The organism is Nonomuraea sp. NPDC049028, assembly GCF_043197735.1.
In the GTDB taxonomy this organism is placed as follows: domain Bacteria; phylum Actinomycetota; class Actinomycetes; order Streptosporangiales; family Streptosporangiaceae; genus Nonomuraea.
The window spans coordinates 437,551-450,233 of the sequence record NZ_JBICTR010000013.1; the positions used below are offsets into that span (position 1 = coordinate 437,551).

At 69.8% G+C, this 12,683-nt stretch carries 13 protein-coding genes; 4 read left to right on the plus strand and 9 right to left on the minus strand.

The genetic code is table 11. From position 1 onward, the window contains the following. Window positions 1-6: 6 nt before the first annotated feature. From ACGFJ2_RS45430 to ACGFJ2_RS45440, 3 genes are all read right to left on the minus strand, one after another. Complete coding sequence (locus ACGFJ2_RS45430) at window positions 7-426, minus strand: pyridoxamine 5'-phosphate oxidase family protein (RefSeq protein ID WP_393479247.1); 420 nt, start codon at window positions 424-426, stop codon at window positions 7-9. Window positions 427-557: 131 nt separating this feature from the next. Next, entirely contained in the window at window positions 558-1,238 is a 681-nt protein-coding gene (locus ACGFJ2_RS45435) for an SDR family NAD(P)-dependent oxidoreductase (protein ID WP_357960594.1), read from the minus strand. A gap of 32 nt (window positions 1,239-1,270) precedes the next feature. After that, entirely contained in the window at window positions 1,271-2,209 is a 939-nt protein-coding gene (locus tag ACGFJ2_RS45440) for an NADP-dependent oxidoreductase (protein ID WP_358183909.1), read from the minus strand. A 98-nt stretch (window positions 2,210-2,307) separates the two neighbouring features. Here ACGFJ2_RS45440 and ACGFJ2_RS45445 point away from each other — a divergent pair, with 98 nt between their 5' ends. After that, window positions 2,308-3,018 (plus strand): helix-turn-helix domain-containing protein, encoded by a 711-nt coding sequence (locus ACGFJ2_RS45445; RefSeq protein WP_357960600.1) that lies wholly within the window; start codon window positions 2,308-2,310, stop codon window positions 3,016-3,018. Window positions 3,019-3,022: 4 nt separating this feature from the next. Here ACGFJ2_RS45445 and ACGFJ2_RS45450 read toward each other — a convergent pair whose 3' ends face one another. Next, on the minus strand, window positions 3,023-3,853 hold the full coding sequence (locus tag ACGFJ2_RS45450) for a glutamate ABC transporter substrate-binding protein (RefSeq protein WP_393479251.1): 831 nt from the start codon (window positions 3,851-3,853) through the stop codon (window positions 3,023-3,025). Window positions 3,854-3,995: 142 nt separating this feature from the next. Next, window positions 3,996-4,592, minus strand: coding sequence for an XRE family transcriptional regulator (locus ACGFJ2_RS45455; protein ID WP_357960605.1), 597 nt, complete (start codon window positions 4,590-4,592; stop codon window positions 3,996-3,998). Between the two features lie 88 nt (window positions 4,593-4,680). Here ACGFJ2_RS45455 and ACGFJ2_RS45460 point away from each other — a divergent pair, with 88 nt between their 5' ends. Beyond that, window positions 4,681-6,297, plus strand: a complete 1,617-nt coding sequence (locus ACGFJ2_RS45460; RefSeq protein ID WP_358183902.1) for an MFS transporter — start codon at window positions 4,681-4,683, stop codon at window positions 6,295-6,297. A 118-nt stretch (window positions 6,298-6,415) separates the two neighbouring features. Here the strand turns inward: ACGFJ2_RS45460 and ACGFJ2_RS45465 are convergent, their stop codons facing one another. The 4 genes from ACGFJ2_RS45465 to ACGFJ2_RS45480 form a co-directional block, all read right to left on the minus strand. Next, on the minus strand, window positions 6,416-7,432 hold the full coding sequence (locus ACGFJ2_RS45465) for a LacI family DNA-binding transcriptional regulator (RefSeq protein WP_393479255.1): 1,017 nt from the start codon (window positions 7,430-7,432) through the stop codon (window positions 6,416-6,418). A gap of 384 nt (window positions 7,433-7,816) precedes the next feature. After that, complete coding sequence (locus ACGFJ2_RS45470) at window positions 7,817-9,646, minus strand: RICIN domain-containing protein (RefSeq protein WP_393479257.1); 1,830 nt, start codon at window positions 9,644-9,646, stop codon at window positions 7,817-7,819. A 288-nt stretch (window positions 9,647-9,934) separates the two neighbouring features. Then, on the minus strand, window positions 9,935-10,129 hold the full coding sequence (locus ACGFJ2_RS45475; protein WP_393479260.1) for a ferredoxin: 195 nt from the start codon (window positions 10,127-10,129) through the stop codon (window positions 9,935-9,937). A gap of 8 nt (window positions 10,130-10,137) precedes the next feature. Next, entirely contained in the window at window positions 10,138-11,364 is a 1,227-nt protein-coding gene (locus ACGFJ2_RS45480; RefSeq protein ID WP_393479263.1) for a cytochrome P450, read from the minus strand. A gap of 231 nt (window positions 11,365-11,595) precedes the next feature. On the opposite strand from ACGFJ2_RS45480, the gene ACGFJ2_RS45485 reads away from it, so the two are divergent. Then, window positions 11,596-12,243, plus strand: a complete 648-nt coding sequence (locus tag ACGFJ2_RS45485; RefSeq protein ID WP_358183893.1) for a TetR family transcriptional regulator — start codon at window positions 11,596-11,598, stop codon at window positions 12,241-12,243. Between the two features lie 181 nt (window positions 12,244-12,424). Next, window positions 12,425-12,559 (plus strand): hypothetical protein, encoded by a 135-nt coding sequence (locus ACGFJ2_RS45490; RefSeq protein WP_357960625.1) that lies wholly within the window; start codon window positions 12,425-12,427, stop codon window positions 12,557-12,559. Window positions 12,560-12,683 lie beyond the last annotated feature (124 nt).

Here is a 12,683-nt window from a genome sequence, read left to right on the forward strand (position 1 = left end):
GGCGGCTCAGGTGGTGGGTGCCGCGGTGATGCGGCGGCCGGAAACCTGTTCGGCCGCCACCACGATGTAGTGGTCACGGCTGCCGGGCGCCCACGGCACCAGGGGGAGCTGTGCGAGGCGGGCCATCTCCTCGGGCTCGTGTACGGCTCGCGCGTGCCCGACCGCGGTCACGGACCAGCCGGTACGCGCGTCGGGGTCGAACTCGTCGGCCTCGAAGGCGACCACGCTCCGCTGGGTGGCCGCGGCCAGCTTGGAGCCGACGGAGGTGCGGATCACGATGTGCTCGCCGTACAGGCAGAAGTTGACCGGCTGGACGGCGGGCAGGGCCCGGTCGGTGAAGACGATCCGGCCGATCCGCGCCGTGTCCAGCAGGTCGAGGCACTCCTGGCGAGAGAGCACCTGCAGGCCGGACGGGTCTAGTTGCATGCTTCCCAGCATCAGCGGATCGGGGAGGAGACGTTAGAGTCTTTCGTCCTTGCTTCCCGGCCATGCGGCCAGGACCGCCGTCCTGGCCGCATCCCCGCCCTGACAGGAGCGTCCACGAGCAACCCCGGATATCAGCCCGTGAACTCCAGCTCGGCCCGGTCGCGGCCGCTGTACAGATCCCAGTAGACCGCCGCGATGTCGTCCGCCTCCGCCGTGGGGAAGCCCGCCGGCGCGTTCGAGCCGATCCAGACGCTGATCGCCACGTGCGCGGCGTAGACGCCTCGGTCGGCCAGGACGCCGTTGAGGTTGAGCACCCAGTTGCGCAGGGCGGCGGCGGCCGCGTTGATGTTGCCCATCATCGGGTTCGGCGTGATGGAGCCGCCTCCCGTGGTGAACAGGAGGGTGCCGGCGCCGGCTTCGAGCATCGCGGGCAGCACCTGGTTGGCGGCGGTGACCGCGCCGTACAGGTAGTAGTCGATCTGCGGCTGGAGGTTGTCCACGGTCACCTCCAGCGGGCCGGCCATGGTGATGCCCGGGACCGGGGTGTGCGGGGCGGGGGAGTACTCCAGTACGTCGATACCGCCGAAGTGCGCCGCCGCTTGTTCCAGGGCGGCGGCCAGGGCGGGGCGGTCCATGATGTCGGCGGGGAAGGCCGCCGCGGTGACGCCCGAGCCGGCGAGCTCGGCGACAAGCTCATCCAGTTTGTCCTTGCCGCGGGCGATCAGGGCGACGTCGAAGCCGTGTCCGCCGAACAGCTTGGCGATGGACAGGCCCATACCGGGGCCGGCACCGACGATGGCGAGGGTGGGCATGATCAACTCCTGTCAGGTGAAGGGAAACAGACTCAAGCGATGGAGACCGCGAGCTTGCCCTGCGCGCCGGCGCCGAAGTCGGCGAACGCCTGGGCGACCTGGTCCAGCGGGTAGGTGGCGGTGATGGGCACTCGCAGGGCGCCGGCGACGGCATCGGTGGCCAGCTTGTCCAAGGTGACCTGGTTCGGGTCGGCCATCACCGAGGTGACGCTGACCTCCCGGCCCTCGACCGCGTCGGGGCCGAAGCCGAGAGTGGAGGCGAGCCGGCCGCCCGGCCGCAGCAGCGCCGCCAGCTGAGCGCCGTCGCCGGCCAGGTGCAGCACCGCGTCCACGCCGTTCGGGGCCAGGGCGCGCACCTGCGCCTCCACCTCCGCGGTGAAGTCCACCAGGTGGATCTCGGCGTCGGTCAGCCCTCGTACGAAATCGCTCTCCGCGCCTGGTCGCGCGGTGGCGAGCACTCGGGCGCCGCGAGCCACCGCGACCTGTACGGCGAGCGCGCCCACGCCGCCGGTGGCGCCGGAGATCAGGACGGTCTCGCCCTTCTGCGGGTCCACGGCGTCGATGCTGTCCAGGGCGGCCGTTCCGGCCAGTCCCAGCGCTCCGGCCGTAGCGGTCGAGAGCCCCTGGGGAATGTGCGCCACGCCGTAGGCGGCGGGCACGACGAGGTACTCGGCGAGCGAGCCGGTGCCCAGGAACGGCTTCATCGCCACGCCGAAGACGTGGTCCCCGACGGCGAACCCCTCGGCGCCTTCGCCCACGGCCTCGACCGTGCCCGCGAAGTCCTTGCCCGGGATCAGCGGATAGCGGTGCTCCATCACCTGCTGCAGGTAGCCGGCCGCGGTCGCCGCGTCGAAGCCGTTGATCGACGAAGCGGCGACCTTCACCAGCAGCTCACCGGCTTCGGGCCGGGGCGCGGCCACCTCGGTGATGGCGGGGCTCGCGGGGACGGAACTCAGGGCGATTGCGCGCATGGCGACTCTCCTCAATTAATCGGAACGGCTTATCCGTTTGTTCTGTGCAGCGTAACACCAGAATCGGATAGACCATTCCGATTCTGTATGATGGCTTCATGAGCCCTGCCGCCCGCCGCGTCCCCGCTTCCCCAGACCCCTCGGCAGACCCCTCGACCCAGGGCCTGCGCATCGATGCCCGGCACAACCGCGATCGCATCCTGGCCGCGGCCCGGCGGGTCTACGCGCGCGACGGCATCGAAGCGTCGATGGCCTCCGTGGCGCGCGAGGCGGGTGTCGGGATCGCGACGCTCTTCCGGCATTTCTCCGCTCGCGAGGACCTCGTCGCGGCCGTCTTCGCCGACACCATGCAGACGTACGCCGATGCCGCCGCCACCGCGCTGGCCGACCCCGATCCGTGGCACGGATTCACCTGGTACATCGAGACCGTCTGCGGCATGCAGGCCGCGGATCGCGGTTTCTCCGAGGTGCTGACCATGACCTTTCCCAGCGCCAGGGCCATGGAGGCCAAACGGGACGAGGCCTACCGCGGCTTCAGCGAGCTGGTCGTACGGGCCAAGGAAGCCGGCCGGCTGCGCCCCGACTTCACCACCGAGGACCTCGTCATCCTGCTGATGGCCAACGCCGGTGTCATCGCGGCCACGGCCGGCGCGGCTCCGGAGGCGTGGCGCCGGCTCGTCGGCTGCATGATCCAGTCGTACGCCGTCCCGGACCCCGCGAACCCCGAGCCCCTGCCGCCCGCGCCCACCCCGACGGCCCTGTACCGGGCGATGATCCGCTTGAGCCGCGCCCCCGCAGAACGCCGATGACCTCTTAGGCGCAGCCTTCGAACTGCGGCACTGAGGTGGATATCGAAAGACCCGTCGCGCCGAAGTGTTTGCGGAGGAGCTTGGGCGCCGTTCCGGACTGGTACATCGCGGTGATGGCCCGGTTGACCGCCTCGCATCCCGCGACGTCGCCATGGCGGAGGGCCACGCCGTACCGCTCCTCCGTGAACGGGGCGTGAACGATGGTGTACGCGCCCTTGTCCCGGGCGGCGAACCCGGCGAGGATCAGGTCGCCGGTGGAGACCGCGTCCACCGCGCCGGATCTGAGGAGGTCCACACACTCGCTGTAGGTGCGGGCCGGGACCAGGACGGCGGCCACGCCGCGGCCTTCAATGATCCGTGACGTGGAGATGGAGCCCTGGGCCTCGCACAGTTTGCGCCCCGCGAGATCTCGTACGTTGCCGATGTTCGTCGTGCCGTTGCGGACCAGGATGTCCTGCTGCGAGACGTAGTACGGCCCCGCGAACGTCACCTGCATCTTGCGCGGTGGGCTGATGGAGTAGGTGGCCACCACCATGTCCGCCTCGCCGGAGTTCAGTTTGGCCTCCCGGCCTTCCGACGTCGTGGCGACGAAGGAGACCTTCTTGCCCAGGTGGCCGGCCACATAGGTGGCCACGTCGACGTCGAAGCCCTCGAAGGTGCCCTGCTTGGTCCGCAGGCCCAGGCCGGGCTGGTCCGGCTTCACCGCGACGATCAGCTCGTCCTTGTCCAGGATGGACGGGGTATGGCGGAGGACGCTCATCCCGCACCCGGCCGATGTCAGGGTGATGGCCGCTGCCACGGCGACTCGCGCGAGGCCGCCGACTAACTTGCTCATCGCTCCTCCGGGGTGCGGGCCTGCCGACGCGAGCCCCACGGTAGGGAAGGACGATGAAGCAAGAGTGAACCAGCGGTGGCGGCACCCGGTCGAGATGATGACGGTGGACGCGGTTTCTAGGACCTGAGGTCCCCGAGCTCTCTCACTCGGCCGAGCCAGGTCTCGGTGCCGCGCGGATGTGCGTGCGTTCGCCCTGTCTCCCGATGAGACTCAGGAACTCGACGGGACCGGCGCTGGTGGCCCCGAACCAGTGCGGGGTGCGCGTGTCGAACTCCGCCGCCTCCCCGGGCTTCAGGATGAGGTCGTGTTCGCCGAGTACGAGGCGGAGCGTTCCGTTGAGGACATAGGCCCAGTCATAGCCCTCGTGGCTGCGCAGGTCGGGTTCGGCGTCGTCGCTTCCGGCCGGGAGGACGAACTTGTAGGCCTGGATCCCTCCGGGCCTCCGGGTCAGCGGCAGGATGACGGCGCCGTCGCCACGGGAGATGGGCCGCAGATTGACGCGGGGGTCGCCGGTCGGCGGCGCGTCCACGAGCTCGTCGAGGGTGACCCCGTAGGCGCGAGCCAGCGGTAGCAACTGCTCGAGCGTGGGACGTCGCAAGCCCGCCTCGAGCCGGGACAAGGTGCTGGTGGAGATCCCGGTCTCCGCCGCGAGGTCGGCGAGTGTGACGTCCCGATGCAGCCGAAGGCGTTTCAACCTCGGTCCGACGGCGTCGAGAGTGCGGTCAATGGCCTCATCCATCCCGCCATTTTGCCATTCGGCAACAACGTTTGCACATCCGCCTTGACGCTCAGCACCATGAGGAACGCACCTGCATGAAAGGAATCCCGTGAGTACGAACCCGTCCTCAGACACGGAAGCCCCCGGCCCGACCGTCCAAGACCCACGACAACGACGTACGATCTTGGCCGGGGTCTGCGTCGCGCTCATGGCGGTCATCGCTTCGGTGTCCGGGTTGAACGTCGCCCAGCCGGAGCTCAGCGTCGCGTTCGACACCTCGCAATCCGAGGTCCTGTGGTTCATCAACATCTACACCCTCACTCTGGCCGCGTTGCTCCTGCCGCTCGGCGCGCTGGGCGATCGGTGGGGCCGCAGGCCGGTGCTGCTCGCCGGCCTGCTCGTCTTCGGCGTGGCGAGTGCGGCGGCCGGGGTTGCCACGTCGTCCGAGCTCATGCTCGCCGCGCGTTTCCTGAGCGGCGTAGGCGCGGCGATGATCATGCCGGCCACCCTCGCGGTCATCACCTCGACCTTCCCGGACGAGGAACGCGCCAAGGCGATCGGCGTGTGGACCGGCGTCGCCGGCGGTGGCGGCATCTTGGGGATGTACCTGTCGGCCATCCTGGTCGACCTGGCGAGCTGGCGGTGGCTCTTCGTCCTGCCGGTCGTGCTCGTCGTCGTCGCCATCGCCATGACGCTGCGATCCGTCCCGAACTCGCGCGAGGCGTCCGGGCACGGGTTCGACGCCGTCGGTTCGCTGTCGTCCGTGGTCGCGGTGGTCGGTCTCGTCTTCTTTCTCCAGGAGGGCCCCGAACGGGGCTGGACCGCGCCCGCGACGCTACTGAGCCTCCTCGTCGGCGTCATCGCCGCCGCCGGATTCGTGGCATGGGAGCTACGCCGGCCGGCGCCACTTCTCGACGTCCGCCTGTTCCGCGAGCGAGGTCTCGCGAGTGGTTCCGTGTCGCTCCTGGCCGTCTTCGGCGTGCAGGCAGGGATCTTCGTGGTCCTCTTCCCGTACTTCCAGGCGGTGCTCGGCTGGTCCGGCCTGCGCTCCACCCTGGCGCTCATGCCGATGGCGCTGCTGATGATGTTCGCCTCCGGTCTCGCCCCGAGGGTGGCCGCGCGGGTCGGCGGCCGCTCGACGATGGCCTCGGGGATCTTCCTGGGCGGCGCGGGGCTGGTCCTCATGGCCACCTTCGTCTCCGTCGACGGCGGCTACCTGTCGATCCTCCCCGGCATGCTCGCCATGGGACTCGGCATGGGTTTGACGATGACGCCCGCCACCGAGGCCATCACCGCCGCCTTGCCGCGCGCACGTCAAGGTGTCGCGTCCGCGCTCAACGACGTCACCCGGGAATTCGGCACCGCGCTCGGTGTCGCGCTGCTCGGAGCGGTCCTGACCGCCGGCTACCGCGGTGCCATCGATGCCCGCCTCGACGGAGTACCAGGCGCCGACACCGCCCGTGAAGGCGTCGTCAACGCCCTCACGGCCGCCGACGGGGCCGGCCCCCAGGCGCGGGCGCTGATCCGAGCCGCCCAGGAGTCCTTCGTCGACGGCTGGCAGCAGGCCATGTGGGCAGGCGCGGCGGTCATGGCGGTCCTGTTCGTCTACGTTCTCGCGCGAGGTCCGCGGCAACGTACCCTGGGCTCCGATAGCGACAACCGGGAATCCATTCCTGTCCGGGGGAGTGCTCAAAAGGCAAGTCGAATCGATTCGACTGGGCCATGAGCGTCTCTTGGCGCGGTGATCAAGAGCCAGGAAACGGTCGCGACATGCCGCCGTCGCGCGGACCGGACCTGGATGGGACCTGGAGTGGGTCTCAGGCGCCGTCGTCAGTCGTCAGTCGTCAGGAGCGGGGCCGGGCGGGCCCGGTCGTGGCGCGCAGCGAGATCGGCGGGGCGATCAGGAGGTGACGGTGCGGGGTGGCCGGGTCGGCGATGCGCTGGATGAGCAGCTCGACGGCGCGGGCGCCCATCTCGCCGGCGGGGACGTCGGCGGCGGTGAGCGGCGGGTGCAGGTTCTCGGCCCAGTGCTGGGCGGCGACGCCGGCGATGGAGAAGTCTCCGGGCACGGTCAAACCCGCCTCGGCCAGCGCCCGGTACATGCCGGACACCGCCGCCTCGTTGATGGTGGCGATGGCGGTCAGCTCCGGATGGTCGGCGAGCAGCTGCCGCAGGCAGCTCTGTCCGGCCTGGGCGTCGTCGGCGCAGCAGACCCGCACGCCGTGCAGGCCGCGTTCGGCGATGGCGCGATCGAAGCCGGCCTGCGCGCGGTGGCCCGGCCCATAGCCGGCGGCGACCAGCTCGGCGTTGCGGTTGACCAGCGCCAGGTGCCGGTGGCCGAGATCGGCCAGGTGGTGGACGCACTTGGCGATGAGCGTCTCGTAGTCGATGTCCACCCAGGACATGTCCTCCGGCCGGCGGGTACGGCCGATGCCGACGAACGGCGGGCCGCTCTCCAGCAGCCGGGTCACCCGGTCGTCCTCCAGCCGGATCTCCATCAGGATGACGCCGTCCACGCGCCGGCCGGTGACCACGCGCTCGAAGGAGCGGTCGTGCTCGCCGCCCGAGGGTGACAGCAGGACGTCGAGGTCGGCGCGGGCGGCGGCGTCGACCATGCTGGCCACGAAGCCGAGCTGCATGTCGGTCAGGCGCTGACTGGCCGGCGGGATGACCAGGCCGATGGTGCGGGTACGGCCCTCCTTGAGCGCCCTGGCGGCGGCGTTGGGCCGGTAGCCCAGCTCGTCGATGACGGACTGGATGCGGCGCTTGGTCTCCTCCGACACCGGGCGCTTGCCGGTGAGCGCGTACGAGACGGTGCTGCGTGACACGCCCGCCCGCTTGGCGATCTCTCCGATGTTCACCCGTACTCCTCGTCCAATCCACCGCTCGGCGACCATCGTAAGTCGAACCGGTTCACGAGATGGCACGTCATCGCATTCCGTGGCGCGGACGGGTCGTCTGCCGCGCATCGCTTGCGACATCTATGGCGCTCGGCCGCCGACCCCGTCTTGACGCTGTTCAGCGGCCCGTACTTCTACCAGGACCCCGTCGACGGCTCGTACGTCTTCACCGTCTACCAGACCGGCCGCCGCTACCGGATCAGTGCTCGACCTCATGCCGATCGTGCTGGGGGAGGAGCTGTCGCGACCCATCTGGGCGCCCTCGACCGCGCTGATCGAGGACGGCCGGCGCGTACCTCATTCTCGCCGCGGCCCACGAGCGGCGGTGTGCCAAGCCCGTACCCGTCACCGGCCCCAGAGCCGCCAGGTCTGGTTGAGCGGACTGGCCTGGCCAACCGGGTTGCAGGTCCACTGAAGAATGGGCGCCCTGGGGGCGGTCGAGATGGTGCTGACGTCGACGCACTTGCCGCTGTGGCGGGCGACGAGCTGATAGTCCCGGGGATCGTTGCCCGCGTAGGTCACCTTGCGCAGGGCGAACTGCTGGTTCTGCGCCCCGCCGGCGCAAGTCCGCTGGCTCACCGGCGTGCCGTCGGCTGTGGCCGCCGCGTTCACCTCAAGGCACTTTCCGCTCTGCTGGTTGACCAGTGTGTACGTGCCGGTCACGCCGGTCACCGGCTGGAAGTTCCACAGTTGCTGGTCGCCGCCCTCGCAGGGGAACTGCTGCTGTACGTTGCCGTCGGCGGTGCTCAGATCGGTGTTGTCCAGGCATTGCTGGGAGTGCTGCGCGACCGCCACGGACTGGAAGCCGCCGTCCGATGGCGGCAGCAGCGTGACGGTGAACGTGTCGTCGGCGTTGGTGTGCGGCAGGTTCAGCGTGATCGCGTTCCCCGACAGCGTCAGGACCGTGTTCTGCACGGTGATCGGCCCCTGGACCGCGCCGCCGCCGTTGTACGGGACGCGCTGCACGACCGCGCGGACCTGGTTGTTCTGCACGATGCCGCTGGTGGTGTCGAGGCGGCGCAGACCGACGGCGATGTTGCCGGTCGTCCCGCCCCCGCCCACCAGGACCTTGGCCACGCCGGCCGCCTTGGTGGCGAAGGCGTCGTAGGCGGCGCTCGGGGTCGTCGAGACGATCTGGCCGGTCTGGGAGGCGTAGAAGCGGTAGACCCACCATTCGCCCTTGGGCAGATGCCGGCCGGCGCTGTCGCGGACGAGCAGGTTGCCCAGATCGTTGTGCAGGTTGCCGGCGCTCGCCCAGTTCGCGCGTAACCCGTCGGCGCCCGCGCGCTCCAGTCGGGCGATGTACCACGACCCATCTCCCGGGTTCTGCTCGTTGGACGCGCCGTACTCGTTGATCTGGTACGGCCGCGGGTGCGGGACGCCGCGCGGGTCGAGCGTGGCGTTGGCGGCCGCCACGTTGGCCACCGGGTCGCCGGGCAGGGAGTGCCAGCTGACGATGTCAGGGATGACGTTGTTGGCGCGGACGAAGTCGAGGTAGCCGTTCCACCAGGCGTTCGTCGTGGAGGGTACGCAGGCGCAGCTCGGCCCCACGATCAAATGGTTCGGGAAGGCGGCACGGATGCGCTGGTAACTGCGCCGCCACAGCTCGAAGTACTGGGCCTGCGGGCGGTTCCAGAACAGGGAGATGTTCGGCTCGTTCCAGATGTCCCACTGCACGGTGATTCCGGCGGCTCGTACGTCGTTGATCAGGCGAGTGAGGAAGGCATCGTAATCGGCCCAGTTGCCGTTGTCGCCCGGAAAGCGGGAGATCGGGTACCCGTCCGCGCCCCATAGATCATGCGGAAGGATGATGAACTGGCCGCCGAGCGCGATCGTCCGCCGGGCCTGGGCCAGCGTCGCGTTCCACCTGCGGTCGTAGGCGCCCGACACCCAGCCGCCGGGTGAGCCGAGCTGCGCGCCACCGGCCCGCATGTACCGGAACTTGACGTCACGGTAGAAGTGATCCGCCGGTCCGGACGCGTTCTCCGTCATGCCGTAGATCCACCCGGACGCGCGGTAGGTAGGGGCGCCACCGGTCGAGCCGAAGTCGACACTGATGGATTCGTCCGCGGCGTGCGCCGGCGCCGGGATGGTGAAGGCGATGAGCATCCCGGCCAGGAGCCCGGTGACGCGAGCGAGCCGCCTACCGGGCGGTCGTGGGGTTGCCGTGAACATGTGCGGCTCCTTCGGAATCAATTCGACGGCTGTGCCCGTACGTATGGCCGGGCTTTCGCCCATCGCACGGACACGTTTGTGGCGGCTCTGACGAATCGATTCGACCGGAGCGTAGATCCGGTGTCGAAGGTGTGTCAATGGCCTTCATGTCCCGCGTTCCTCGCGCGGGCTCCGGGGCGGGAACCACGGCGGTCAGGATCGCTGACCGCCGTGGAGACATGGTGTTCGGGTCGCACGATCACGGTGCGGACGCTGTGACGGAGCCCTGGACGCGCATGGGCGCGGGGGTCATTCCTCGACGGTGATGGCCAGGGCCGGGCAGACCATGGCGGCCTGTTGGACGTCCGCCAGCCGCTCGGGCGACGGGGCGTCGTTCAGCAGCACCACGATCCCGTCCTCGTCGCGCTGGTCGAACACGTCGTCGGCGGCCAGCACGCACTGCCCGGAAGCGACGCACTTGTCTTGGTCAATAATGATCTTCATGATGTCCTCTACCAGGTGACGGGCAGTTCGTAGGCGCCGAAGATGAAGCCGTCGTGCTTGAAAGGGATCTCATCCAGCTCGGCGGCGAGTGCCAGGGTGGGGATCCTCCGCAGGAGGGCGGTGTAGGCGACCTGCAGCTCCATCCGCGCCAGCGGCTGTCCCAGGCACTGGTGAATCCCGTACCCGAAGGTCACGTGGAGCCGGGCGTTGCGCTGGAGGTCGAGCCGGTCCGGGTCGGGGAAGACGGACGGGTCGCGGTTGGCGGTCTCGTTGACCGCGATGATGCCCTCGCCCGCCTTGATGACCTGGCCGGCGATCTCGATGTCGGCCAGGGCCACCCGGCGCAGCCCGCCGTGGGTGATCGTCAGGTAGCGCAGCAGCTCCTCGACCGCCGAGGCGACCAGCTTCGGGTCGTCGCTCTCCCGTACGAGAGCCGCCTGGTCCGGGTTCTGCAGCAGGGCCAGCGTGCCCAGCGCGATCATGTTCGCGGTGGTCTCGTGCCCGGCGAACAGCATCAGCACCCCCATCTGGGCGGCCTCCGGCCGGGTCAGCTCACCGGCCTTGACCCGCTCGACCAGCCCGGACAGCAAGTCGTCGGCGGGCTTGGCGAGCTTCTCGCCGATCAGCCCGTCCAGGTACTCGGCCAGCCGCCGCTGGGCTCCTCCCCGCTGCTCGGGGGTCGAGTTGCGGTTGATGATGGTCCTGCTGTTGGCCTGGAAGAAGTCGTGGTCGTCGTAGGGCACGCCGAGCAGGTTGGAGATGACCAGCGAGGGCAGCGGCAGGGCGAACCCCTCGACGAGGTCGGCGGGCTTCGGCCCGGCCAGCAGCCGGTCGATCAGGTCGTCCGCGATCTGCTGCGTGGCCGGCCGCATCGCCTCCACCCGCTTGACGGTGAACGCCGAGGTGACCATGCGCCGCAGCCGGGCGTGCTCGGGGTCGTCCATCATGATGAAGCCGATGCCGCCCGAGCCCCCCTCCTGGGCGGCCATGCTCTCCATCGACGCGGCCTCCGCCGGGGAGAGCCGGGGGATGCCGCGCGCCGGTTCGACGCTGACCCTCGGGTCGCCGAGCAGGGCGCGGTGCTCGGCGTGGCCGGTCACCAGCCATGGGGTGCTGCCGTCCCACAGCCGGACCCGGGTCAGCGGGCCCTCCTCCTGCCGGGCTCGCATCGCGGGCGCCGGGTCCATCGGGCACGTCGCCGACCTGGCGATGTCGTACTCCGGGATTGTCGTCACTGTTTCCTCCTTGAATCGAAAGGCTATAGGGGGGATTAAATCAATCGATTGACTTAAACTCTAGCGGTGGACGGGCACCTGTCAAACGGCGGGCAGAGCCGCTGATCGGCCTATTGCATAAGCTGTCCTTCCATCACGCCTCGCCGTACATGGCCGAGGACCTGCGACGACCTGAGGGACTGAGGCCGTCGCGGGCTGCGCGAAGTCCCGGTGCGGTAGAAGACGACGATCATGAAGATGACACGAGACGAGCAGGTCAGCGCGACGCGGGAAGCCCTTCTCGCCGCGGCCGAGCGGCTGTTCGCCGAACGCGGGGTGCACGCCGTCGGCAACCGCCAGATCAGCGAGGCCGCCGGGCAGGGCAACAACGCCGCGGTCAGCTACCACTTCGGCACCAAGGCCGACCTGATCCGCGCGATCGCCCGCAAGCACACCGGGCATATCGAGCGCATCCGCGAACGCATGATGACCGGCATCGGCGACTCCGCCGACCCGCGGGACTGGGCGTCGTGCCTGGTCCGCCCCTTCGCCGAACACCTGGAGACCCTGGGCAGCCCCACCTGGTACGCCCGGTTCACCGCGCAGGTCATGGCCGACCCCGCGCTCAACGCGGTCATGGTCGACGAAGCCCTGACGGCCGCCCCGATCTTGCGGTTGTTCCGGGACGGCCTGGCCCGGTCCCTGCCTGACCTGCCCGACGAGATCCGCCGCGAACGCGTCACCATGGCCCGCCACCTCATCGTGCAGATGTGCGTCGAGCGGGAACGGGCCCTCGCGGACGATGCCCCCACCCTCCATCCGACCTGGGACGACCTGGCCGCCAGCCTGATCGACGCGATCGTCGGCCTGTGGCAGGCCCCGGTGACGCCCCGCTCGTAACCGGCACTCCGTCTGCCCAGTCCGCCGACCAGGCGAGGCGGCAGGCGGCCCCGCCAAGTGGACGACTTGAGCCCTGTTAAATCGCATGCTTGACTTGGCTAAATCATCTGGTTTACTTGCGTGCCATGGCACGCCCTGTGGTTCGGCGCGCACCAGTGCCTGGGTCAAGCCGCTGGCCCGCATGGAGCTGCAGGTGGTCCACGGCACCCTTTACCGGCACGTTCCGACGCTGAAACTGGCCACCGACCTGCACCAGGTCCCGGTCAAGTTCAACGGGTCGGTCTACGGCGTGCACGAACTGCCCGTCACCTGGTGACCCATGGAGGTGGGGGGGGGGGGGGGGGCCCCCCCCCCCCCCCCGGGGGGGGGGGGGGGGGGGGTGGGGGGGGGGGGGGGCCCCCCCCGCCAAGCCGCCCCCCCGGGGGGGGGTGGCGGGGTGG

Coding starts and splice junctions, on each gene's coding strand:
- ACGFJ2_RS45450 (WP_393479251.1), bottom strand. CDS start 3,853: ATGAGCAAGTTAGTCGGCGGCCTCGCGCGAGTCGCCGTGGCAGCGGCC.
- ACGFJ2_RS45470 (WP_393479257.1), bottom strand. CDS start 9,646: ATGTTCACGGCAACCCCACGACCGCCCGGTAGGCGGCTCGCTCGCGTC.
- ACGFJ2_RS45435 (WP_357960594.1), bottom strand. CDS start 1,238: ATGCCCACCCTCGCCATCGTCGGTGCCGGCCCCGGTATGGGCCTGTCC.
- ACGFJ2_RS45475 (WP_393479260.1), bottom strand. CDS start 10,129: ATGAAGATCATTATTGACCAAGACAAGTGCGTCGCTTCCGGGCAGTGC.
- ACGFJ2_RS45455 (WP_357960605.1), bottom strand. CDS start 4,592: ATGGATGAGGCCATTGACCGCACTCTCGACGCCGTCGGACCGAGGTTG.
- ACGFJ2_RS45440 (WP_358183909.1), bottom strand. CDS start 2,209: ATGCGCGCAATCGCCCTGAGTTCCGTCCCCGCGAGCCCCGCCATCACC.
- ACGFJ2_RS45485 (WP_358183893.1), top strand. CDS start 11,596: ATGAAGATGACACGAGACGAGCAGGTCAGCGCGACGCGGGAAGCCCTT.
- ACGFJ2_RS45445 (WP_357960600.1), top strand. CDS start 2,308: ATGAGCCCTGCCGCCCGCCGCGTCCCCGCTTCCCCAGACCCCTCGGCA.
- ACGFJ2_RS45430 (WP_393479247.1), bottom strand. CDS start 426: ATGCAACTAGACCCGTCCGGCCTGCAGGTGCTCTCTCGCCAGGAGTGC.
- ACGFJ2_RS45490 (WP_357960625.1), top strand. CDS start 12,425: ATGGAGCTGCAGGTGGTCCACGGCACCCTTTACCGGCACGTTCCGACG.